The sequence below is a fragment of the Streptomyces sp. NPDC034085 genome (genome assembly GCF_055575555.1).
The window spans coordinates 43383-66065 of sequence record NZ_JBVISL010000011.1; the positions used below are offsets into that span (position 1 = coordinate 43383).

Annotated in this window: 20 protein-coding genes, 1 tRNA gene and 1 pseudogene; 11 read left to right on the forward strand and 11 right to left on the reverse strand. The window is 73.4% G+C overall.

Annotated features, from left to right (window positions below; translation table 11 throughout):
* Positions 1-253 precede the first annotated feature (253 nt).
* From ACZ501_RS29480 to ACZ501_RS29505, 6 genes are all read left to right on the forward strand, one after another.
* A complete protein-coding gene (locus ACZ501_RS29480) occupies positions 254-736 on the forward strand; it encodes a CarD family transcriptional regulator (protein WP_003953493.1) in 483 nt (160 codons plus the stop codon).
* Positions 737-1084: 348 nt separating this feature from the next.
* On the forward strand, positions 1085-1831 hold the full coding sequence (ispD, locus tag ACZ501_RS29485; RefSeq protein WP_361598453.1) for a 2-C-methyl-D-erythritol 4-phosphate cytidylyltransferase: 747 nt from the start codon (positions 1085-1087) through the stop codon (positions 1829-1831).
* A complete protein-coding gene (gene ispF, locus ACZ501_RS29490; RefSeq protein ID WP_361598456.1) occupies positions 1821-2318 on the forward strand; it encodes a 2-C-methyl-D-erythritol 2,4-cyclodiphosphate synthase in 498 nt (165 codons plus the stop codon). The genes ispD and ispF overlap by 11 nt, the downstream gene beginning before the upstream one ends.
* Positions 2319-2433: 115 nt before the next feature.
* Positions 2434-3834, forward strand: coding sequence for a cysteine--tRNA ligase (gene cysS, locus ACZ501_RS29495; RefSeq protein WP_468799520.1), 1401 nt, complete (start codon positions 2434-2436; stop codon positions 3832-3834).
* Positions 3835-3925: 91 nt separating this feature from the next.
* Entirely contained in the window at positions 3926-4897 is a 972-nt protein-coding gene (rlmB, locus tag ACZ501_RS29500; RefSeq protein ID WP_361598462.1) for a 23S rRNA (guanosine(2251)-2'-O)-methyltransferase RlmB, read from the forward strand.
* Between the two features lie 168 nt (positions 4898-5065).
* Positions 5066-6634, forward strand: a complete 1569-nt coding sequence (locus ACZ501_RS29505; protein WP_361598465.1) for a DoxX family protein — start codon at positions 5066-5068, stop codon at positions 6632-6634.
* A gap of 134 nt (positions 6635-6768) precedes the next feature.
* Here ACZ501_RS29505 and ACZ501_RS29510 read toward each other — a convergent pair whose 3' ends face one another.
* The 3 genes from ACZ501_RS29510 to ACZ501_RS29520 form a co-directional block, all read right to left on the reverse strand.
* A complete protein-coding gene (locus ACZ501_RS29510; protein ID WP_468799522.1) occupies positions 6769-7539 on the reverse strand; it encodes a nucleotidyltransferase family protein in 771 nt (256 codons plus the stop codon).
* A 54-nt stretch (positions 7540-7593) separates the two neighbouring features.
* Positions 7594-8004 carry a hypothetical protein gene (locus ACZ501_RS29515; protein WP_361598471.1) on the reverse strand — a complete coding sequence of 137 codons (411 nt, stop codon included), beginning with the start codon at positions 8002-8004 and terminating at the stop codon, positions 7594-7596.
* 192 nt (positions 8005-8196) lie between these two features.
* Complete coding sequence (locus tag ACZ501_RS29520; protein ID WP_361598474.1) at positions 8197-9273, reverse strand: ABC transporter ATP-binding protein; 1077 nt, start codon at positions 9271-9273, stop codon at positions 8197-8199.
* A gap of 234 nt (positions 9274-9507) precedes the next feature.
* On the opposite strand from ACZ501_RS29520, the gene ACZ501_RS29525 reads away from it, so the two are divergent.
* A tRNA-Thr gene (locus ACZ501_RS29525) sits at positions 9508-9581 on the forward strand.
* 87 nt (positions 9582-9668) lie between these two features.
* Here ACZ501_RS29525 and ACZ501_RS29530 read toward each other — a convergent pair.
* Positions 9669-11045, reverse strand: a complete 1377-nt coding sequence (locus ACZ501_RS29530) for an NAD(P)/FAD-dependent oxidoreductase (protein ID WP_468799524.1) — start codon at positions 11043-11045, stop codon at positions 9669-9671.
* 117 nt (positions 11046-11162) lie between these two features.
* Positions 11163-12164, reverse strand: a complete 1002-nt coding sequence (locus tag ACZ501_RS29535; RefSeq protein ID WP_468799659.1) for a zinc-binding dehydrogenase — start codon at positions 12162-12164, stop codon at positions 11163-11165.
* A gap of 94 nt (positions 12165-12258) precedes the next feature.
* Between ACZ501_RS29535 and ACZ501_RS29540 the strand changes: the two are divergent.
* Positions 12259-12931: pseudogene (locus ACZ501_RS29540) on the forward strand (pentapeptide repeat-containing protein).
* 61 nt (positions 12932-12992) lie between these two features.
* Here ACZ501_RS29540 and ACZ501_RS29545 read toward each other — a convergent pair.
* The 4 genes from ACZ501_RS29545 to ACZ501_RS29560 all read right to left on the reverse strand — a co-directional run bounded on the left by ACZ501_RS29545 (position 12993) and on the right by ACZ501_RS29560 (position 17418).
* Positions 12993-14864, reverse strand: coding sequence for a serine/threonine-protein kinase (locus tag ACZ501_RS29545; RefSeq protein WP_468799526.1), 1872 nt, complete (start codon positions 14862-14864; stop codon positions 12993-12995).
* Between the two features lie 105 nt (positions 14865-14969).
* Positions 14970-15494: a hypothetical protein gene (locus tag ACZ501_RS29550; protein WP_468799528.1), complete on the reverse strand. Its 525-nt coding sequence runs from the start codon at positions 15492-15494 to the stop codon at positions 14970-14972.
* A 95-nt stretch (positions 15495-15589) separates the two neighbouring features.
* Positions 15590-16093 (reverse strand): hypothetical protein, encoded by a 504-nt coding sequence (locus ACZ501_RS29555; RefSeq protein ID WP_361598489.1) that lies wholly within the window; start codon positions 16091-16093, stop codon positions 15590-15592.
* A gap of 95 nt (positions 16094-16188) precedes the next feature.
* Complete coding sequence (locus ACZ501_RS29560; protein ID WP_468799530.1) at positions 16189-17418, reverse strand: serine hydrolase domain-containing protein; 1230 nt, start codon at positions 17416-17418, stop codon at positions 16189-16191.
* Between the two features lie 241 nt (positions 17419-17659).
* Here ACZ501_RS29560 and ACZ501_RS29565 point away from each other — a divergent pair, with 241 nt between their 5' ends.
* Complete coding sequence (locus tag ACZ501_RS29565) at positions 17660-18499, forward strand: GbsR/MarR family transcriptional regulator (RefSeq protein ID WP_468799532.1); 840 nt, start codon at positions 17660-17662, stop codon at positions 18497-18499.
* A gap of 9 nt (positions 18500-18508) precedes the next feature.
* Here the strand turns inward: ACZ501_RS29565 and ACZ501_RS29570 are convergent, their stop codons facing one another.
* Positions 18509-19132 carry a response regulator gene (locus ACZ501_RS29570; RefSeq protein WP_267033560.1) on the reverse strand — a complete coding sequence of 208 codons (624 nt, stop codon included), beginning with the start codon at positions 19130-19132 and terminating at the stop codon, positions 18509-18511.
* Positions 19129-20376: a sensor histidine kinase gene (locus tag ACZ501_RS29575; RefSeq protein ID WP_361598499.1), complete on the reverse strand. Its 1248-nt coding sequence runs from the start codon at positions 20374-20376 to the stop codon at positions 19129-19131. Before ACZ501_RS29575 ends, ACZ501_RS29570 begins: the two co-directional genes overlap by 4 nt.
* Positions 20377-20717: 341 nt before the next feature.
* On the opposite strand from ACZ501_RS29575, the gene ACZ501_RS29580 reads away from it, so the two are divergent.
* Positions 20718-21239 carry a GlcG/HbpS family heme-binding protein gene (locus ACZ501_RS29580; RefSeq protein ID WP_361598502.1) on the forward strand — a complete coding sequence of 174 codons (522 nt, stop codon included), beginning with the start codon at positions 20718-20720 and terminating at the stop codon, positions 21237-21239.
* A 9-nt stretch (positions 21240-21248) separates the two neighbouring features.
* Positions 21249-22652 carry a M1 family metallopeptidase gene (locus ACZ501_RS29585; protein ID WP_361598505.1) on the forward strand — a complete coding sequence of 468 codons (1404 nt, stop codon included), beginning with the start codon at positions 21249-21251 and terminating at the stop codon, positions 22650-22652.
* The last annotated feature ends 31 nt before the right edge of the window (positions 22653-22683 follow it).

Consider the following 22683-nt stretch of genomic DNA (forward strand, 5'->3'; position numbering starts at 1 on the left):
GGTTTCCGGTCCGGGAACCCGGCAAAACGGGACGTACGTCACACTCGTGGCCGTGACCGCCAGGTGTAACGTGGCCGTTTCGCCCGGTCCGCACAGCGCCTCCGACCTGCGAATACCCCCTTCCGGAAGCCTTCCGCAGCACGTTCGTGTCGCTGTTGTCAAGCCCCGAGATGTGCCCTGACCTGCGAAAACGCCATTCATAACAGTCAGTTCTCGTGTTACCCTGGATAGCCACGGAAGGGGTACCTGTCACATGACGTTCAAGGTTGGCGACACCGTGGTCTATCCCCATCACGGGGCCGCGCTGATCGAGGCCATCGAAACTCGCCAGATCAAAGGCGTGGACAAGACCTACTTGGTGCTCAAGGTCGCCCAGGGCGACCTGACGGTTCGTGTGCCTGCGGACAATGCGGAGTTCGTCGGCGTTCGCGACGTAGTCGGCCAGGACGGGCTGGACCGGGTCTTCGAGGTGCTCCGCGCACCGTACGCAGAAGAGCCCACGAACTGGTCCCGTCGTTACAAGGCGAATCTGGAGAAGCTCGCTTCTGGCGATGTCATCAAGGTCGCGGAAGTAGTGCGTGACCTGTGGCGTCGTGAGCGCGAGCGCGGTCTCTCCGCTGGTGAGAAGCGCATGCTCGCGAAGGCGCGTCAGATCCTGGTGAGCGAGCTCGCGCTCGCCGAGAACACCAACGAGGACAAGGCTGAGGCCCTCCTCGACGAGGTTCTTGCGTCCTGACGCTCGAACCGGCCACAGTGTGCCGCGGTGCCCGATGACTCGCCCTCTCTCCCAACGAGAGGGCCGTTGCCGGGCGCTGCGGCATGTCTGCACCCGCTCCCACCACCTGCCCCTGCCCGGCCGCGCGCACCCTTAACCGCGCACCCGGCTGGTGAACACGCGCAACACCCGCAACACGCCGGACGCCGCACCCGGACCCCGCATCCACCCGGGCCGCCACGCCCGGACGTCCGCACCCGGCCCCGCCCACCGGTCCTGTCCACCCGGCGCCCACCAGCCACGCCCAAGGCCATACCCATGTCGCCCGAAGTCACAAACCTGGCTCGGAAACCTGGCTCGGAGCTCCTGATGTCTGACGAATCGCGCCCCCACCGCACCGCCGCGGTGATCCCGGCCGCCGGCCGCGGGGTACGCCTCGGCCCCGGCGCCCCCAAGGCCCTGCGGGCCCTCGGCGGGACCCCGATGCTGATCCACGCCGTCCGCGCCATGGCCCGCTCCCGCGCCGTCGCCCTGGTCGTCGTCGTCGCCCCGCCCGACGGCGCCGCCGAGGTGCGCCACCTCCTGGACGAGCACGCCCTGCCCGACCGCACCGAGGTCCTGGTCGTCCCCGGCGGCGACACCCGCCAGGAGTCCGTGCGCGCCGGCCTGGACGCCCTCCCGGCCGACATCACCTCCGTCCTCATCCACGACGCGGCCCGCCCGCTGGTCCCCGTCGACACCGTGGACGCGGTCGTCGAAGCCGTCCGCGGCGGAGCCCCCGCCGTGGTCCCCGCACTGCCCCTGGCCGACACCGTCAAGGAGGTCGAGCCCGGCCCGCCCGGCGAGCCCGAGCCGGTCGTCGCCACGCCCGAGCGGGCCCGGCTGCGCGCCGTGCAGACCCCGCAGGGCTTCGACCTCGCCACCCTGCTGCGCGCGCACGAGGCCATCGCCGTCAGCGGCGAGGGCGCCACCGACGACGCGGGCATGGTGGAGCGCACCGGGGTCACCGTGGTGACCGTCCCCGGACACGAGGAGGCCTTCAAGGTCACCCGCCCGCTCGACCTGGTCCTCGCCGAAGCCGTACTCGCCCGCAGGAGGGCCACCGATGTCTACTGACCTGCCCCTCGTCCCGCTCGTCGGCATCGGCACCGACGTGCACGCCTTCGAGACCGGCCGCGAACTGTGGTGCGCCGGCCTGCTGTGGGAGGGCGAGGACGGCCTGGCCGGCCACTCCGACGGCGACGTCGCGGCCCACGCCGCCTGCGACGCCCTCTTCTCCGCCGCCGGCGTCGGCGACCTCGGTGCGCACTTCGGCACCTCCCGCCCCGAGTGGTCCGGCGCCGCCGGGGTCACCCTCCTGGCGGAGGCCGCCCGGATCGTGCGCGCCGAGGGCTTCGAGATCGGCAACATCGCCGTCCAGGTGATCGGGGTGCGTCCGAAGATCGGCAAACGGCGCGAGGAAGCACAGAAGGCGCTCGCGGCGGCGGCGGGCGCCCCCGTCTCCGTCTCCGGCACCACCACCGACGGCCTCGGCCTCACCGGCCGCGCCGAAGGGCTCGCCGCCATCGCCACCGCCCTCGTCTACCGGACGAACCGGGGCTGAGTACGACGTACGGGAACGCGGGGGCGGGCCCGGACGTCACCTCTTCGGCAACAAACCGTCCGGGTGGCCTCAAACGGTCGCGGGGCACTGCCGCAGGCGCACTACCCTGGATGCCGTGACTATTCGCCTGTACGACACCAGCGCCCGGCAGATCCGTGACTTCGTCCCGCTCGTCCAGGGCTGCGTCTCGATCTACCTGTGTGGCGCGACCGTGCAGGCGGCCCCGCACATCGGGCACATCCGCTCCGGCCTCAACTTCGACATGATGCGCCGCTGGTTCACCTACCGCGGCTACGACGTCACCTTCGTCCGCAACGTCACCGACATCGACGACAAGATCATCGCGAAGTCCGCCGAGCAGGGCCGCCCCTGGTGGTCCATCGGCTACGAGAACGAGCGCGCCTTCAACGAGGGCTACAGCGCCCTCGGCTGCCTGCCGCCCACCTACGAGCCCCGCGCGACCGGACACGTCACCGAGATGGTCGAGATGATGCGCGGGCTCATCGAGCGCGGCCACGCCTACGAGTCCGAGGGCAACGTCTACTTCGACGTGAAGTCGTACCCCGGCTACCTCGCGCTGTCCCGCCAGGAGCTGGACAACATCCGCCAGCCGGAGTCCACCGGCGAGACCGGCAAGCGCGACCCCCGCGACTTCGCCATGTGGAAGTCCGCCAAGCCCGGCGAGCCGTCCTGGGAGACCCCCTGGGGCCGCGGCCGCCCCGGCTGGCACCTGGAGTGCTCCGCGATGGTGCACAAGTACCTCGGCACGGCCTTCGACATCCACGGCGGCGGCATCGACCTGGTCTTCCCGCACCACGAGAACGAGATCGCCCAGGCCAAGGCCTACGGCGACGAGTTCGCGCACTACTGGGTGCACAACGCCTGGGTCACCATGTCGGGCGAGAAGATGTCGAAGTCCCTCGGCAACTCGGTCCTCGTCTCCGAGATGGTCAGGCAGTGGCGCCCCATCGTCCTGCGCTACTACCTCGGCACCCCGCACTACCGGTCGATGATCGAGTACAGCGAGGAGGCGCTGCGCGAGGCGGAGTCCGCCTTCGCCCGCATCGAGGGCTTCTACCAGCGCGTCATCGAGAAGGCGGGCGGCACCGTCGAGGCCGCCGCCGAGGTCCCGCCGGCCTTCGCCGAGGCGATGGACGACGACCTGGGCGTCCCGCAGGCGCTGGCCATCGTCCACACCACGGTCCGCCAGGGCAACAGCGCGCTGGCCGCCGACGACAAGGACGCGGCGATCGCCCGCCTGTCGGAGGTGCGGGCCATGCTCGGCGTCCTCGGCCTGGACCCGCTCGACCCGCACTGGGCGGGCGAGGCCGACCGCGGCGAGGACCTCCACGGGGCCGTCGACACCCTCGTACGGCTGGTCCTGGAGCAGCGCGAGTCCGCGCGCGCCCGCAAGGACTGGGCGACCGCCGACGCCATCCGCGACCAGCTCCAGCAGTCCGGCCTGGTCATCGAGGACGGCCCGGCCGGCCCGCGCTGGTCGCTCGGCCCCCGCTGACCGCCGGACGCACGTGGTGGCCGCCCGGCCGTCCGGGCGGCACACTCTTCATACGTACATATCGCAGCACCAACGAAAACAGGTAGAGGTCATGGCCGGGAACAGCCAGCGCAGGAACCGCCGCACGTCCAACAAGAAGGGCGCCACGGTCGGCAGCGGCGGGCAGCGGCGCAAGGGCCTGGAGGGCAAGGGCCCCACGCCCAAGGCCGAGGACCGCAAGAAGCACAAGGCGAACCGGATCGCGAACGCCATGGCCCGCCAGGCCGCCAAGCGCCGCCCCGCCCCCCGCCGCGGCGGCCCCAAGGGCACCAGCGAGATGGTCGTCGGCCGCAACCCGGTCTTCGAGGCGCTGCGCGACGGCGTCCCCGCCACCACCCTCTACGTCCAGCAGTTCATCGACAACGACGAGCGCGTCCGCGAAGCCCTCCAGCTCGCGGCCGAGCGCGGCAACATCAACCTGATGGAAGCCCCGCGCCCCGAGCTCGACCGCATGACCAACGGGCTCAACCACCAGGGCCTGGTCCTCCAGGTCCCCCCGTACGAGTACGCGCACCCGGAGGATCTCACCGCCGCCGCGTACGACAACGGCGAGGACCCGCTGATCGTCGCCCTCGACGGCGTCACCGACCCGCGCAACCTCGGCGCGATCGTCCGCTCCGTCTCCGCCTTCGGCGGGCACGGCGTGGTCATCCCCGAGCGCCGCGCCGCCGGCATGACCGCCGGCGCCTGGAAGACCTCCGCCGGCACCGCCGCCCGTACCCCGGTCTCCCGCGTCACCAACCTCACCCGCGCCCTGCAGGAGTACAAGAAGGCCGGCATCGCCGTCGTCGGCCTGGCCGCCGAGGGCACGCACACCGTCGGCGACCTCGAAGCCCTCTCCGGCCCGGTCGTCATCGTCGTCGGCTCCGAGGGCAAGGGCCTCGGCCGCCTCGTCGGCGAGAACTGCGACTACCTCGTCCGCATCCCCATGCCGGGCGGTGCCGAGTCCCTGAACGCCGGCGTCGCCGCCGGTGTCGTGCTGTACGAGGCCGCGCGCAAGCGGGACCAGCGCGGCCGCGCCTGACCCGGACGGCCGCACCCGCCGGCCGCCCCGCCTGATCCACTCGGCCCACGGGACATGACCCGTGAGCGTGTCGCCCCGCCCCTTCCGGGCGGGGCGACTTGATCTTGACGGGTCTCGGACAGATCCCTCGTGTCAAGGCAGTGTCCTAACCACCCGTCACTCGGTTAGATGAGTGTGGACACCAGAACGTCAGGGTTCGACGACCAGCCCGCGCTGAGCATGGTCAAGGTGCCGTGCGACCCCGCACAGGTCATCGTCAACCACGCCAGCTTCCGCGTGCGGCTCGCACCGAGCCCGAGCGCGCGTTCCAAGCCCGCGAATGCCCCCGGCCGCGCGCCCGTCCTCGGCGCCGCCGCCGTGGCGGCCGCCGGAGCCGCCCGGCGCCGCGCGCCCGTCGTCTGGAGCGGCAAGTCCGCCCCCGGCGACGACGCCGCGGCCACGGGAGGACTCCTCCAGGCCGTACGGGAGGCCCGCCGCGGCGACGACTACGACGGTGGAGCCGCCACCCAGACCATCCCCCGCATCGACCTGGCGCACGACCTGGGCGACGACACCCTCGCCACCCCCACCGTCATCGGCCAGCGCACCTACGGCGACCCCGACGAGACCCGCTCCCTCGCCGCCGTGCGCGACCTCCCGCGCCGGCCCCACCAGCCGTACGAACCCCACGGGCCGTACGACGGCCCCTACACGGGCCCCGACCCCGAGGTCGGCGCCGACGGCCGGCGCCCCGCCCAGGACGCCCGCGCCCAGGCCTCCTACTACCCCGGCCGCCGGATGAACCTCGGCGTCGTGCTGCTCCCGCTGCGCGTCTTCCTCGGCTTCATCTCCATCTACGCCGGCATGGGCAAACTGTGCGACCCCGTCTACTTCGACGGCGGCGAACGCGGCTCCATGGTCACCTGGCTCCGGACCCTGCACCCCTGGGCCCTGGCCGAGCCCCTGCGCGACTTCGCCCTCGCCCACCCCGTGGGAGCCGGCCTCAGCGTCGCCTTCCTCCAGGTGATCGTCGGCGTCCTGACCGTCTTCGGGCTCTGGCAGCGCTTCGCCGCCTGCATCGGCGCCCTGCTCTCCGCCGCCCTGCTGATGACGGTCAGCTGGAAGACCGTCCCCGCCTACGACGCGCCCGACATCATCTACCTGGCCGCCTGGAGCCCCCTGATCATCGCCGGCGCGCCCGTCTACTCCCTCGACGGACGCCTCGCGGGGGAGGCCTGGCGCACGCTCGGCCCCCGCTCCGAGGTCTGGCGGCTGCGCCGGCGCGTCCTGCGCCGCGGCGCCGTCATGGCCACCGTCGTCTGCGGGCTCACCCTGCTCATCGGCTCCCTCCTCGGCGGGGCCGTCCGCTCCTCCACCGTCGTCACCGTGCCCGGCCCCGGCCAGGCCCCGAGCAACTACCTCCCCGGCAGCCCGCTCCCGCAGGCCCCCGCCAAGCAGCCCGCACCGGCCAGGCAGCAGCCCTCGAAGCAGGCCTCGCCCTCCGCCGCACCCTCCGAGCCCGCGGCCAAGTCCGGCCGCACCAGCAGCGGTTCCCCGGCCCGCGGAGGCACCGGGACCGGCTCCGGGGCGCCCAGCGCCACCAAGAGCTCCGGCAGCGGCAGCCAGACCCCCCGGAGCAGCACCCCGAAGCAGTCCAGCCCGCAGCAGCCGCCGGCCACCTCCTCGGGGACCCGCAGCGGATCCGGCGGGGACACCCCGACCAAGAAGCCCGGCCTGGTCGGCGGCCTCCTCGGCTGAGCCGCCCCGACCCGGCGAGGAGGGCCCGGCGCGCACCCCGCGCGCCGGGCCCTTCCGCGTGCCGGGGGCCGTACGCTCCGGGGCCGGGGGCCGGGTGCCGGGTGCCGGGGGAGACGTAGCAACACGGAAACCGCTCAGACGGCGCCCTGTGCCGCCAACTCCCGCGCCGCCTCGCTGAGGTCCTTCGCCGTGTCGATCGCCCGCCAGTAGGCCCCCTGCGGCAGCGGAAAGCCCGCCAGCCGCCGCTCGCGGGCCAGCCGCGGGAACGTCGTCCGCTCGTGGTCCCCCAAGTCCGGCAGCAGCGAGGCGAATTCGGGAGCGAACACGTACACGCCGGCGTTGATCGGATAAGGCGACGGCGGAGCCTCGATGAAGTCCAGCACCTGCCCGAACTCGTTCGTCTCCACCACCCCCCACGGCATCCGCGGCCGCGCCAGCGCCAGCGTCGCCGTCGCCTCCCGCTCCGCGTGGAAGGCCGCCATCTCCCGCAGCGGGAACCGCGTCCACACGTCCCCGTTGGCCGCGTACCAGGCCCGCTCCGGATGCGGCAGGTGCGCGGCCGCGTGCTTCAGACCGCCCCCGCGCCCCAGCGGCACCTCCTCCACCACCGTCGTCACGCGCAGCGGCAGCACGGTGCACCGCAGCCACTCCTGGAGCACCTCCGCGAGGTGCCCGCAGGAGACGACGGCGTCCGTCACCCCCTCCGCCGCCAGCCACGCCAACTGGTGCCCGATGATGGGCAGTCCGGTCCCCGGGATCTCGACCATCGGCTTCGGCCGGTCGTCCGTGTACGGCCGCAGCCGCGTCCCCTGCCCGCCCGCCAGGACGACCGCCTGGGAGGGGAGGGCCGGGAACGCGGCTGCGTCATCGGTGGATTGGGGTGGTACGGGGGGAAGGTCGGTCATGGCCGCCAGCGTAGGGACGGCCCCCGCCCCGGCCGGGGCAGGCGCGGCGGACCGTCAGCCCATCGAGGCGACGCCCGACGCGTACGAGGTGTCGCAGACCGGGCGCGCGTAGGACTGGGCCTTCGTCGGCCCGTACGCCTCCACGGCGGCCCGCCCGAGCGCCCGCGCGATGCTCACGCAGTGCTCGGCCAGCGACGGCCGGCCGTTCACCTCCTGCTGGAGGTGCGTCAGGACGATGCCCGGCTGCTCGCCCTGCTGGAGCTCGCCGAGGAGCTTGTCGCGCAGCAGGTCCTGGGGGGCGGCCGGCTTCTTCGGGACGGAGACGTCCTCGGCGGAGGCGGTCAGGATCTGGGAGGAGTGATCCGCCCAGGGGACCATGGTGACCGCGAGGGTCCCGGACAGGACCAGGACGACGGGCAGGACCAGGGCGAGGGAACGGCCGATACGGCGGGCAGTGTGGGTCACGAGGGCGAGAGTAGCGCTCGGTGAAGATTTGGCGACATTTAGTCACCCGGTCGGGGGATGGTTCGATGTGGCTTTTCGAATCAGGGGTTGACGAGTGCGGCCGAATGGCCCGGTCTGCCAGGGTTCGTGAGGCGTGACTCCCGCAACTGCCGGGGCAGGGGCGTCCCTTGGCGGGACGCCCCTGCCGGCCGCCTAGTTGGAGAGGCGGGCGCCGGAGGACGTCGAGAAGACGTGGATCTCGTCGCCGCGCGGCACCACGTGCAGCGAGGAGCCCTTCTCGGGCACCTGGCGGCCGTTCACGCGCACCACGAGGTCCTGACCCTCGCAGCTGCCGTAGACGTAACCGTCGGCACCCAGCTCCTCGACCACGTTCACGGTGATCGTCAGGCCGCCGGTGTCACCGATGTCGAAGTGCTCGGGGCGCACGCCGACCGTGACCGTACGGTCGCCCGCGTCGGCGGCGGCGGACAGCGCCTCGCGTGACACCGGCACGACGCTCTCGCCGAACTTCACGCCGCCGTCGGTGATCGGCACCTCGACCAGGTTCATGGCGGGCGAGCCGATGAAGCCGGCGACGAACAGGTTCGCCGGCCGGTCGTACATGTTGCGCGGGGTGTCGACCTGCTGAAGCAGGCCGTCCTTGAGGACCGCCACGCGGTCGCCCATCGTCATCGCCTCGACCTGGTCGTGGGTGACGTAGACGGTGGTGATGCCGAGGTCGCGCTGGAGCGCCGCGATCTGGGTGCGGGTGGACACGCGGAGCTTGGCGTCCAGGTTCGAGAGCGGCTCGTCCATGAGGAAGACCTGCGGCTTGCGCACGATGGCCCGGCCCATGGCGACGCGCTGGCGCTGGCCGCCGGAGAGCGCCTTCGGCTTGCGGTCGAGGTACTGGGTCAGGTCCAGCATCTTCGCCGCCTCCTCCACCTTGCGGCGGATGGTGGCCTTGTCCTCACCGGCGATCTTGAGCGCGAAGCCCATGTTGTCGGCGACGGTCATGTGCGGGTACAGCGCGTAGTTCTGGAACACCATCGCGATGTCCCGGTCCTTGGGCGGCAGGTGCGTGACGTCGCGGTCGCCGATGCGGATGGCGCCGCCGTTGACGTCCTCCAGGCCCGCGAGCATGCGCAGGGAGGTCGACTTGCCGCAGCCGGAGGGGCCGACGAGGACGAGGAACTCGCCGTCCTCGATCTCCAGCTCCAGCTGGTCGACGGCGGGCTTGTCGCCGCCCGGGTAGAGGCGGGTCGCCTTGTCGAAGGTGACAGAAGCCATGGTGGTGAATCCCTTCTACCGGCAGGAACGTGCCGGACGATCCGAGTGGAAGGTCTAGTCCAGCGAACCGGACTCCGCCCGACGCTACCTGGCGGTACGGCTCCTGTCAGCAATCTGACGAACCGGATGCCGGGCGGGGGTCCGGGGGGTGCGGATCAATGTGATGGCCCGGGCAATCGGGCGCTGTGTAGAGTGAGGGCGGCTCCGCGCATGGAGGGTTCGTGTGGGAGTCGTGCCGCCTTAGCTCAGTTGGCTAGAGCGCTTGACTTGTAATCTTGAGGTCGTCGGTTCGATTCCGACAGGCGGCTCCGCCCCAGGTCAGAGGGTTGCTGATCGAGGGGATTCGTACAGAAGCGGAAGGCCCCGGGTGATCACCCGGGGCCTTTTCGCGTTGCTCAGGAGCGGCCCGAGATGTGGTTCGCCAGGCGGGCCAGGGGGGTCGTCGTGGGGCGGTGGGTCGCCGCTTCGCGGCGGTCCGCCTCGCGGTAGGCGGCGTAGAGGGCGTGGACGCCCAGCCAGCGGAAGGGTTCCGGCTCCCAGCGGCGGACGCGGTGGTGGACCCAGGGCAGGGTGGTCAGCTCGGTCGGGTCGCCGAGGACCAGGTCGCGCAGGGTGCGGGCGGCGAGGTTGGCCGTGGCCACGCCCGAGCCGACGTAGCCGCCGGCCCAGCCCAGGCCCGTGGTGGCGTCCAGGGTGACCGTCGCGCACCAGTCTCGGGGGACGCCGAGGACGCCCGACCAGGCGTGGGTGACCGGAGTGCCGGTGAGGAGCGGGAAGAAGGCGGTGAGGAGGGCCGTGAGGGAGGCGATGGTGGCCGGCTGGGTGCGGCCGTCGTTGTCGGTGCGGGAGCCGAAGCGGTACGGGACCCCGCGGCCGCCGATCGCGATGCGGTCGTCGGCGGTGCGCTGGGCGTACATGTAGGCGTGGGCCATGTCGCCGAGGAGCGGGGCGTCCTGCCAGCCCAGCTGCTCCCAGACCGCGGGCGGCAGGGGGGCCGTGACGATCATCGAGGAGTTCATGGGGAGCCAGGTGCGCTTGTGGCCCTTGAGGGCGGCGGTGAAGCCCTCGGTGCAGCGCAGGACGTAGGGGGCGCGGACGGTGCCGTAGGGGGTGACGGCGCGGCGGGGGGCGATCTCGGTGACGGGGGTGGATTCGTGGAGGGTGACGCCGAGGCGTTCGCAGGCGGCGGCGAGGCCGCGGACGAGCTTGAGGGGGTGGACGCGGGCGCCGTGGGGGGTCCAGCTGGAGCCGACGGCGTCGGCGATGTCGATGCGGGCGCGGGTGGCGGCGGCGTCGTGGAGTTCGCGTCCGGTGTCGCCGTAGGCGAGTTCGGCGGCGTGGAAGGCCCTGAGGCGGGTGAGCTGGGCGGGGGTGCGGGCGACTTCGAGGACTCCGCCGCGGTGGACGTCGGCGTCGATGCCCTCCTCGGCGGCGACGTCGATGACTTCGGTGACGGTGTCGTTCATGGCGTGCTGGAGGCGGTGGGCGGCGTCGTGGCCGTGGCGGGCGGCGTAGCGGTCGCGGCCGGCGATGCCGTTGTAGAGCCAGCCGCCGTTGCGGCCGGAGGCACCGTAGCCGCAGAACTTCTGCTCCAGGACGGTGACGCGGAGGTCGGGGGCTGCGCGCTTGAGGTAGTAGGCGGTCCACAGGCCGGTGTAGCCGCCGCCGACGATGACGACGTCGGCCGTGGCGTCGGCGGTGAGGGGGGCGCGGGGTGGCTGGGGGGATCCGGTGGTCGCGTACCAGAAGGAGATGCCGCCGTTGATCGTCATGGGGGAGTTGGTACCGGGGCCGGGCCGGGGGCGTCCAGATGCCGGGTGTCGCGTTCCGGGGGCGGTTGGCGTACCGGGTGGCCGGTGCGGGGGGTGGTGCGGGGGATGTAGGGCGGTTCAGCGCTGCCGGGGTTCGAGGACGACCTTGCCGGTGGTGGCGCGGGTTTCGAGGTCGCGGTGGGCGGCTGCGGCCCGGGCGAGGGGGTAGCGCTGGAGGGCGGGGCGCAGGCGGCCGGCGGCGGCTTCGGCGAGGGCGCGGGTCTCGAGTGTGCGCAGCGGGTCGGGGGTGCCGACGGCTTCGAGCATGGCGGGGCCGAGGACGGTGCGGGTGGTGATGCGGCGGGCGGTGAGGTGGGCGCGTTCGGCGTCGGTGAGGGTGAGGGGGCCTTCGGACCAGCCGTAGACGAGGTGGCGGGCGCCGGGGGCGAGGAGGCCGAGGGCGGTGCGGGCGGTGGCGCCGCCGACGGGGTCGAAGAGGACGGTGGCGCCGCCGGGGTGGTGGGCGCGGACGGTGTCGGCCCAGTCGGGGGTGGTGTAGTCGACGGCGAGGTCGGCTCCGTTGGCGGTGGCGCGTGCGGTTTTGGCCGGGCCGCCGGCGAGGGCGACGACGGTGGCGCCGGCGTTCTTGGCGTATTGGACGAGGAGGGTGCCGATGCCTCCGGCGGCGGCGGGGACGAGGACGGTGGAGGTGGGGCCGAGGTCGGCGAACTGCAGGATGCCGAGGGTGGTGCGGCCGGTGCCGATCATGGCGACGGCCTGGGCGGGGTCGAGGCCGTCGGGGACGGGGTGCAGGCGGTCGGCGTCGGCGACGGCGTGTTCGGCGTAGCCGCCGGGGGCGAAGCCGAGGTGGGTGACGACGGGGCGGCCGAGCCAGGCGGGGTCGGTGCCGGGGCCGAGGGCGTCGACGGTGCCGGCGACTTCGCGGCCGGGGATGGTCGGGAGCGGGGGGAGGGGTGCGGGCAGTCCCTGGGCGCCTTGGCGCAGGGCGGTGTCGAGGAGGTGGACGCCGGCGGCGGCGACGACGATGCGGACCTGGCCGGGGCCGGGGGCGGGGCGGGGGACGGTCTCGTAGGTGAGGTTCTCGGCGGGGCCGAAGGCGTGGAGGCGGACGGCCTTCATGGTGTCGGTGTGCGTGGTCATGGCGTCAGCGTTCGGCCTCAAGAGTGGTTGAGGTCAAGGGGTGGCTGTCAGTGGGGTGGGTCACGATGGACGCATGGCGCGCGACGGGCAGACGGTGGTGAAGGCGGCGCGGCGGCCGGAGGTGCGGCTGCCGTACCTGGTGGTGTGGGAGGGCGGTGGGCTGGAGCCGGACGGGGACTACGACGGGCTGGAGTTCGCGGATCTGGACCTGACGGGGCAGGAGGGGGTCGGGGCGCGGTTCATGGACTGCGCGGTGCGCCGGTGCGTGCTGGACGAGGCGGGGCTGGCGAAGGCGCGGCTGGTGGATGCGGTGCTGGAGGGGGTCCGGGGGGTGGGGACGGACCTGTCGGGGGCTTCGCTGCGGGACGTGGAGCTGGTGGAGGCCCGGCTGGGCGGGGTGCAGCTGCACGGGGCGGTGCTGGAGCGGGTCCTCGTACGGGGCGGGAAGATCGACTACCTGAACCTGCGGGCGGCGCGGCTGCGGGACGTGGTCTTCGAGGGGTGCGTGCTGGTGGAGCCGGATTTCGCGGGTGCGGTGCTGGAGCGGGTGGAGTTCCGGGACTGCGTGGTGCGGGGGGCGGACTTCACGGGGGCGCGGCTCGCGGAGGTGGATCTGCGGGAGGCGGCGGAGCTGGGGATCGCGCGGGGGGTGGAGGCGCTGGCGGGGGGCGGTGATCAGTGCCGGGCAGCTGTTCGAGCTGGCGCCGGCGATGGCGGCGCAGCTGGGGGTGCGGGTGGTGGGGTAGGGGGCGAGGCCGGGCGCGCGGCCCGTACGAGTGGTTTCGTACGGGCCGGGAGCCGGGGGCGTCAGTGCTTCTTGGGGGCCTCGGCGTTGCGCCAGACGGTGAGGTCGAGCGTGATGTAGTTGCTGGCGTCCTTGGTGTCCGACTTGCCGCGGAAGGTCACCACGGCGATGTGTCCGGCGTCGCTGAGCACGCAGATCTCCGACCCGTCGGTGAGCTGGTCGAGGCCGACCTTCTCGGTGTAGCGGGTCTCGGCGCGGCAGGTCTCCAGTGAGCCCTTCTGCGCGTTGTTGAGGACGACCAGCTTGCCGTTGGCGGTGCCGAGCCGCTTCTCCCCGAACAGGGTGTCGAAGTAGTAGTAGACGTCTCCGCCGTTGTAGGAGACACCGGCGTTGCCGCCCGAGCCGGGGCGCGGCGGGTTGTCGGCGAGCATGATCTGGTAGTTGGCCGGCACGTCGATGCCCTGGTAGGTCGCCGGGGCGGGGTCGGGCCGCTTCTGGTTCTTGTCCTGGGATCCGGAGCCGGCGGGGCTGGGGGTGGTGCCGCGGGACGAACCGCTGCCGCGGCTGCCGCTCTTGGAGGAGCCGTCCGGGAGGAGGGAGCCGATGACGGCGAGGCCGATGACGGCGCCGACGATCGCCCCGGCGATGATCAGGCCCTTCGGCCGGCGCGGCGGGGCGGGCGGGGTCGGGTAGCCGGTCTGCGGGTAGCCGGGCTGTGGGTAGCCGGTCTGGTGGACCGGCGGCGGGGTGGGGTAGCCGGTCTGGTGCATCGGCGGCGGTGTGGGGTAGCCGGGGGCGAAGCCGGGCGGCGGCGTCTGGTAGCCCGGGGGCGGCGTCTGGTACCCGGGCGGCGGGGTCGGGTACCCGGGCGGTACCTGGCCCGGAGCCGCCGCCGGGACCGCCGGCGCGGTCTGCGTCGGCGCGTACGCGGGCGCCGGGGGTGCGGCGGCCGGCTGCGGCGGGGAGAGCTCGGTCGGAGTGGGTGCGACGGAGGCCTGCGGGGGCGGGGTCTTGGCGGGTTCGGGCAGCCGCAGGCGTTCGGTGATCGAACCGGCGACGGCCTGGGGGAGCCAGTCCTCGCCCTGGCGCAGCGGCTCGGGGGAGAGGTCGTGGCACATCTGGATGACCTCGGTGAGGCTGGGCCGGCCGGCGGGGTCGCGGGTCAGGCAGCGGGTCACCAGCGGGCGCAGTTCCTCGGGCAGGGCGCTGAGGTCGGGGTCTTCGTGGACGATGCGGTAGAGCACCGCGTGCGAGCTGCCGTCGCCGTAGGCGGGTGCGCCGATCGCCGCGAAGGCGACGATCTGGCCGAGGGCGAAGATGTCGGTGGCGGCGGTGACCGTTCCGGCGGAGGCCTGCTCGGGGGCCATGAACGCGGGGGTGCCGACGCTGACGCCGCTGCTGGTCAGGGCGGTGGCGTCGGCGGCGCGGGCGATGCCGAAGTCGATCACGCGGGGGCCGTCGGCGGCGAGGAGGACGTTGCCGGGCTTCAGGTCGCGGTGGACGATGCCGGCGCCGTGGATGACGTGCAGGGCCTCGGCGACGCCGATGGCCAGCAGCAGGACGCTGCGCAGCGGCAGCCGGCCGTGCCCGGCCACGGCGTGGGCGAGCGAGGGGCCCGGCACGTAGGAGGTGGCGAGCCAGGGCTGCGCGCCGTCGGTGTCGAAGTCGATGACCGGGGCGGTGTAGAGGCCCTGCACGCGCTGGGCGGCGCGTACTTCCTGCTGGAAGCGCCGCCGGAACTCGGGGTCCTCGCTGAACTCGGGCCGGATCACCTTGAGGGCGACGGGCCGCCCGCCGAGGGTGTAGGAGAGGTACACCTTGCCCATGCCGCCCGCGCCCAGCACGGCCGCCAGCCGGTAACCGCCCACGGTGGCGGGGTCGTCCGCCCGCAGGGGCTGGAAGAGCTCGGCCGAAGGCGCACCGCTACCGCTCATGAAAAACCGTCCCTTATCAGGCAGTTCCAGCCTGCCGACACCCCGGAGCCAACCGAGAGAGTATCCGACACCCAGGGCTCGCACGGGCCGCGGTCCGGGAGCGGCTCAGCGGGCCGGCAGGGGGCGGCGGCGCCGGTGGTAGGCGAGGGCGAGGGCGAGGATCGCGGGGCCCCAGAGGACGAAGAGGCCGCTGACGGCGAAGGCGAGGGCCTGCCACCAGCCGTTGGTGTAGCCGACGTCGGAGAACCCGGCGAGGTGGAAGACGCAGAGGATCCAGTCGACGAGCAGCAGGGTGAAGCCCAGGCCGGCGAGGACCGCGGGCACGGTGACCGCGTACGGCGGGATGCGCCGGCCGCGCAGGACGGGGACCCAGTCGGGGACGGTCTCGCCCCAGGGGCGGACGAGGCCGGCGCAGAGCAGGGCGAAGGCCTCGGAGAGCAGGCTGAGGACGAGGACGTAGGGGACGGTGAACCACAGCGGGTCGGTGCTGGGGGGCACGTCCATGCCCATCTGGAATCCGAATCCGACGGGCAGCCGCCACAGGCACACCGGCAGGGCGAGGAGCGGCAGGAGGCGGGCGGTGGTCACGGCCCAGCGCGGGACGGGGCGTTCGGTGGTGTGGAGGGTCATGGGCCCAGCCTTCCGGCCGCGGGGCGGCCGGGGATCGGGCTGCGGGGTGATCGTGCTCCCCCGGGCGGGGGAGGCGCCGGGCGGGCGGGACGGACTCAGGCGGGTACGCGGGGGAAGCGGGACTGGAGCGTCCAGACGACCGGGTTGTCGGCGAGACCGTCGTGCATGTCGGTGAGGTCCGCGATCAGGTCGTGGAGGAAGTCGCGGGCCTCGCGGCGCAGCAGGCGGTGGCTGAAGGTGAGGGGCTCTTCCTCGGGTGCCATCCAGTCGGCTTCGATGTCGACCCAGCCGAAGCGGCGCTCGAAGAGCATGCGGTCGGCGGACTCGGTGAAGTCGAGTTCGGCGTACTGCCGGTTGGCGGAGCGGCTGCCGCGGGGGTCCGCGTCGAGCTGCTCGACGATGTCGCACAGGGCCCAGGCGAAGTCGAGTACGGGCACCCATCCCCAGGCTGTGGACAGTTCCACGTCCTTGTCGGTGTCGGCGAGGTAGACGTCGCCGCAGAACAGGTCGTGGCGCAGGGTACGGACGTCCGCGGAGCGGTAGTCGGTCTGCGGCGGGTCGGGGAAGCGGCGGGAGAGGGAGTAACCGATGTCGAGCACGTTCCCGATGGTGTCACGGGTGTCGCTCTCCCGGCGCGGGGGCGGAGCCGGCGGCCTCGGCGGCGGCCGGCTCCGGCGGGGCCGCGGCGCGGGTGTCAGTCCTCGATCGCCTGGTAGACCGTGGTCCAGAAGTCGTGGATGACGCGCGCCGGGTCCGGGGTGGACAGGCCGACCTGCATGAGCAGGATGCCGGTGAGCCGGTTCTGCGGGTCGGCGTAGGCCGAGGTGCCGGTTCCGCCGTCCCAGCCGAACTGGCCGACGGGCGCGTAGTCGCCGCGGTAGGTGCGCACCGCCATGCCGAGGCCCCAGCCGCCCTGCTGGCCCTGGCCGAAGGAGACGTGGACGGCGCCGCGGGCCAGCGCCGAGCGGGTGCTCTCCTGCTCGGGCGTGAGGCGGTTGGTGGTCATCAGCTGGACGGCGGGGCGGGACAGGATCCGCTCGCCGCCGTGCGTGCCCTGGTCCAGCAGCATGCGGAAGTACGCGTGGTAGTCGTCGACGGTCGAGACGAGGCCGCCGCCGCCCGACTGGAACTCCGGGGCCTGGCTGTAGCGGCCGCCCGCCGCCTCGTCCCACACCATGAACTCGCCGGTCTGCGGGTGGGGGGCGTAGCAGGGCGGCAGCCGGTCGATCTTGTCGCCGGGTACGTGGAAGCCGGTGTCCGCCATGCCGAGCGGGTCGAGGACGCGTTCGCGCAGGAACGTCTCGAACGGCTTGCCCGTGACCCGGGAGACGAGGACCCCGAGCACGTCATGGCTGATGTGGTAGCCCCACTGCTCGCCGGGCTGGTGCATCAGCGGGAGCGCGCCCAGGCGGCGCATCCACTCGTCCGCCTCGGGCGCCGGGACCACTCCCTGGCTGAAGACGGCGTGCTCCTGGAGCGCGGCCTGGAGCGGGGAGCCCATGGTCGACAGGTCGACGCCGAGTCCGAAGGTGGAGGTCACCAGGTCCCGTACGGTGATCGGCCGCTGCGCCGGCACGGTGTCGTCCAGCGGGCCGTCGGGCCGCTTCAGCACCTGGCGGTCGGCGAGTTCGGGCAGCCACTCCTGCACCAGGTCGTCCAGGCGCAGCCCGCACTCGTCGAGGAGGACCATCACCGGGGCCATGGTGAGCGGCTTGGACGTGGACGCCATCCGGAAGATCGTGTCCCGGTCCATCGGCGCGCCGCCACCGTCGTGGTGGGTGTTGCCGATCGCTTCGACGTGCGTCTCGTCGCCGCGGCTGACGAGGGCCACGAGGCCGGGGATCTTCCCGGACTCGACGTGCCGCGTCAGGACGTCGCGCATCCGGCGCAGCCCGGTTTCGGAGAAGCCGGTGTTCTTGCCCATCATCAATCCCCCGTCGTTGTTCGCGAAGTGCTGAACGCAGGTGACGCTACATTGCGTTTATGGATGCGTCAACGAACTTCTTCGGGCAACTCGACCTGATGGAAAGGGTGATGTGGGCTTGACGTTGCAATGGCTATGGCACTAAACGCACGGCGGCCGCCCGGGGCGGATTGCAATGGGGTCGGCGGTGGCCGCATACTGCGCACCGGGTGCGCACCGCCGACGAGGGGAGACGGGACCGATGCCCGGAGGAAGGCTGACCGGCGAGGACCGCCGGCACATCGCCGCCTGGCTGGCCGAGGGTCTCGGGTACACGGAGATCGGCCGGCGGCTGGGGCGGCCCGCCTCGACCGTGATGCGGGAGGTCACCCGCAACGGCGGCCCCGAGCAGTACGGGGCGGAGCGGGCGCAGGAGGCCACGCGGGAGCGGGCCCGCCGGCGCAGACAGGGCCGGCCGCAGACGGTCCCGGACGGCGACGGTGGCGACGGCGGCGACGGTGGCGACGGCGGCGGCGGTGACGGCAGCGAGGACGGCGGCGAGGACGGCGGCGAGGACGGCGGCGAGGACGGCGGCGGCAGTGGTCGCGGCAGTGGCCCCGGGCGGGATCCGCGGGCGGTCCGGGACTTCACGGAGTCCTTCACCGCCCTCCTCGCCCGGCAGGGCATGCCGCCCATGGTCTCCCGGGTGCTGGCCTGCCTGTACGTCACCGATACCGGCGCCCTCACCGCTGCCGAGCTGGTCCAGCGGCTGCACGTCAGCCCGGCGTCCGTCTCGCACGCCGTCGCCTGGCTCGAACAGCAGGGGATGCTCCGGCGGGAACGGACCGCCGGAGAGCGCCGCGAGCGCTACGCCGTCGACGACGAGCTCTGGCTCCGCTCACTGCTGGCGGCCGCGCAGATGAACGACGCCCTGGTGGCGGTGTCGCGACGCGGCGCGGAGGTCCTCGGGCCCGGGACCGCGGCGGGCGCGCGCTTCGAGGCCTCCGTCGAGCTGCTGTCCCTCGTGAACGAGTCCCTGCGGCAGGCCATGGAGCAATGGCGGCGGAGGCTGGCCGGGCGGGACGCCGCCGGCGGGGCGTGAGGGGCGGCGTCAGGAGGGCAGCAGCCGCTGTTCCTTGGCCACCGCCACCGCTCCGGCGCGGGTGTCGACGCCGAGCTTGTCGTAGATGCGGCCCAGGTGGGTCTTGACCGTGGCTTCGCTGATGAACAGCGCGCGGGCGATGTCGCGGTTGCCCAGGCCCCGGGCCAGCTGGCCCAGGATGTCGAGTTCGCGGTCCGTGAGGGTGGGGCGCGTACCGCGCATGTGGGCCATCACCCGGCTCGCGACGGGCGCGGACAGGGTGGTGCGGCCCGCCGCCGCCGAGTGGATGGCGGCGAACAGCTCCTCGGGGCGCTCCGCCTTCAGCAAGTAGCCGGTCGCGCCCGCGCCGATCGCCCGGGTGATGTCCGCGTCCGTGTCGTAGGTGGTGAGGACCAGGACGTGCGGCGGCCGCGGCAGGGCCGTGATGCGGCGGGTGGCTTCGACGCCGTCGATGCCCTCGCCGAGCTGGAGGTCCATCAGGACCACGTCCGGGCGCAGCTTGGCGGCCAGCGCGACCGCCTCCTCGCCGCTGCCCGCCTCGCCGAGCACCTCGATGTCCGGTTCACTGCCGAGGAGCGCGAGGAGTCCGGCGCGGACCACCACGTGGTCGTCGCAGAGGAGGATCGTCGTCATCCTGTGGGCTCCAGGGGGATTGCGGCCGAGAGGACGGTGCCCTCGCCGGGGGTCGATTCGATCGTCAGGGTGCCGCCGAGCTGGCGCACGCGGGCGCGTATCGCCGGCAGTCCGTGGCCGCGGTCGGAGTCGGGTCCGTGGCCGTGGCCGGCGGGCGCGGGGGTGGCGGCGGTGAAGCCGGCGCCGTCGTCGGCGATGTCCAGGACGACCTGGTCGCCGAGGAAGCTGAGGGTCAGGGCGGCGGTGTGCGCGTGCGCGTGCTCGCGGATGTTGGCCAGGGCGCCCTGGGCGATGCGCAGCAGGGCGGATTCGGTGCGGTCCGGGAGGGGGACGGGGACGCCCTCCAGGTGGAAGCGGACCTCGACGCCGGGGCCGGCGTCCAGGGCGCGCAGGGCGTCGGCGAGGCCCGCGCCGTTGTCCAGCTCGGGCGGGGCGAGGTCGTGGACCAGGCGGCGGGCCTCGGCGAGGCCGCGGGCCGCGATGCCGGTGGCGGTACGGACGTGCGCGCGGGCGGTGGCCGGGTCGGTGTCCCAGGTGCGGTCGGCGGCCTGGAGCAGCATCTGCTGGCTGGACAGGTGCTGGGCCAGGGTGTCGTGGATCTCCATGGACAGCCGCTGCCGCTCGGCGAGGGTGCCTTCGCGGCGCTCGGTGGCGGCCAGTTCCCGGCGGGTGCGGATCAGGTCGTCGATCAGCGCGCGCTGGGCGCGGGCCTGGCGTTCCATGTGGACGAAGACGGCCGTGGCGAGGGCGGCGACGGCCGGGGGAGCCAGGAGGAGGTTCGGGTCGAAGGCGGTGGAGAGCTTGAGCTGGGCGGCGACGACGAAGACGGTGAGTACGCCGACCAGGGCGACGGCGGCGCGCGGGGGGAGGGTGCGCAGGGCCGTGAAGAACAGCGGTACGGCGCACCAGGCGAAGCTGGGCGCGAGCACCACGAGGACCACCCAGGTGGCGACGACCAGGCCGAGCCAGAGGCGGGGGCGGAGGGCGGGGGTGGCGCCGGTGCCGGGGGCGGGGGCGGTTCGGTTGACGCCGGCGGCGGGGCCCAGGACGTACAGCAGGGCGAGGGCGATGGAGAGGGAGATCACCCAGGGGGTGCGGGGCTCACCGGGGTGGCGGAGCAGGAACCGTGCCACCGAGGCGCCGAGCAGGAGGAAGAACGCCGTGTGCATGACGGTGGCGAGGGTGCGGGTGTCGGGGGCCCGGGTCACGGGGTGGCTCCTGTGGGTGGGGCGGGTGGTGTCCATACTGCCTCTGCCCTGGCCGGGCGGTCGTCGGTGAGGGCAGCCGTGGCCTGGCGGGGCCGATGGTGCGCCGCTGCGCGGGGCCGGGTCCCCCACCCGCCCTTCCACCGTTCCCCGGGGGCTCCGCCCCCAGACCCCCGCGCCTCGAACGCCGGCGGGGAGCAGCCAGGGGCGCGTCAGGAACAGCAAAACGGGCGGGCGGCCCCTGCGCATCGGCCGATCGGATGACCCTCGGGTCAGCCGGTGCGCCAAGCGGGGCGAGCCGGTACGGGGACGGGCCGGGGGCGGTTCGCCGCCGACGCTTGGAGGGAGCCAGCCGAGCCGCCGACCCATCAGGAGCAGACATGAACACCCGCACCCGCGTCCTCACCGGCACCGCCCTCGCCGTCGCCCTCGGCGCCGGGACGTTCGGCGCCGTCAGCGCGAGCGCCACCCCCGCCGAGAAGGACGCGGACAAGAACTTCACCACCTCGACCCACCTCACCATCGGTGCGGCCACCCGCGCCGCGCAGGCCGCGCTCGAGGCCGCCGAGAAGGAGCACCAGAAGGTCACCGTCGCGGTGGTCGACCGCAACGGCAACACCCTCGTCACCCTGCGCGGCGACGGCGCGGGTCCGCAGTCCTACGAGTCGGCGGAGCGCAAGGCCTTCACCGCCGTGTCCTGGAACGCCCCGACCTCCGTCCTCGTCGGCCGGCTCGCGCAGGCCCCGAACCTGAAGGACATCCCCGGCACCCTCTTCCTCGCCGGCGGCGCCCCCGTCCAGGCCGACGGCGCGCCCGTCGCGGGCATCGGCGTGGCCGGCGCCCCGAGCGGTGACCTGGACGAGAAGTTCGCCAAGGCCGGTGTGGAGGCCCTGCAGAAGTAAGGTCGGTGCGTGGAACTCAAGCGCCTGGCCGTCCCCGCCGTCACCGCCCTGCTCGTCCTGACCACGGGATGTACGGGGGCGACGGTGCAGGGGCGGCCCGGCGCTTCCGGTCTGCGTGACCCGTTCTTCCCCCGGGCCGGCAACGGCGGCTACCAGGTCGAGCACTACGCCCTGGACCTCGCCTACGACCCCGCCGACGGCCGGCTGCGCGGTACGGCCGTGATCACCGCGCGCGCCGAGCAGGGGCTCAGCTCCTTCAACCTCGACTTCAGCGGCCTGAAGGTCGAGGGGGTGGACGTGCAGGGTGCCCGCGCCCGCTACAACCGGACCGGCAGCGAGCTGACGGTGCGCCCGGCCCGGGACCTGAAGAAGGGCGAGGTCTTCCGTACGACGGTGGACTACGCCGGGCGGCCCAAGCCGGTCGTCGATCCGGACGGGTCCGAGGAGGGCTGGATCACCACCGGGGACGCGGCGGTGGGCGTGGGCGAGCCGGTGGGGTCGATGGGGTGGTTCCCCGGCAACCACCACCCCTCCGACAAGGCCTCGTACGACGTGACCGTGACCGTGCCGGACGGCTACGAGGCCGTCTCCAACGGCGAGCTGCGCTCCCGCCGGGCGGTGGGGGAGGGGCGGACCGAGTTCGCCTGGCACAGCCCCGAGCCGATGGCCGGCTACCTGGCGACGGTGGCCGTCGGGAAGTTCAAGGTGAGCACCGGGCGCACGCCCTCGGGGGTGGCGGTGTACAACGCCGTCGCTCCCGGTGAGGCGGCGGGCAGCGCGGCCGCGCTGGCGCGGCTGCCCGAGATCGTCGAGTGGGGCAGTGCCAGGTTCGGCCCGTACCCCTTCGGGTCGGCCGGTTCGATCGTGATGCCGGCGCAGACCCTCGGGTACGCCCTGGAGACGCAGACCAAGCCGGTCTACTCGGGTGCGCCCGACGAGGAGCTGGTCCTGCACGAGGTGGCCCACCAGTGGTTCGGCAACTCGGTGTCGCCCGCGTCCTGGAAGGACATGTGGCTCAACGAGGGCTTCGCCACGTACGCGGAGTGGCTGTGGTCCGAGGACCGGGGCGGTGTCAGCGCGCAGCGCCGGTTCGAGGCGTTCCTGGCCGGCGACACCGAGGTCGACCGGGGGGCCGGCGAGGACTGGGGCGCCTTCCCGCCCGCCGCGCCGCCGGACGCCGCCCACATCTCCGACGCCCCGGTCTACTACCGGGGTGCGATGGTGCTGCACCGGATCCGGCAGGAGGTGGGGGACGGGGCGTTCTTCGCGCTGCTGCGGGGCTGGGCCGCCGACCACCGGCACGGCAACGCGAGCACCGCCGATTTCACCGCGTACGCGCAGCGGCTGACGGGGCACGACCTGAAGAAGGTGTGGGACGTCTGGCTGTACGGCGCGGGGCGTCCCAAGGGCTGACGCGCGAGCCCCCTGCCCGGGGGCCGGGAGG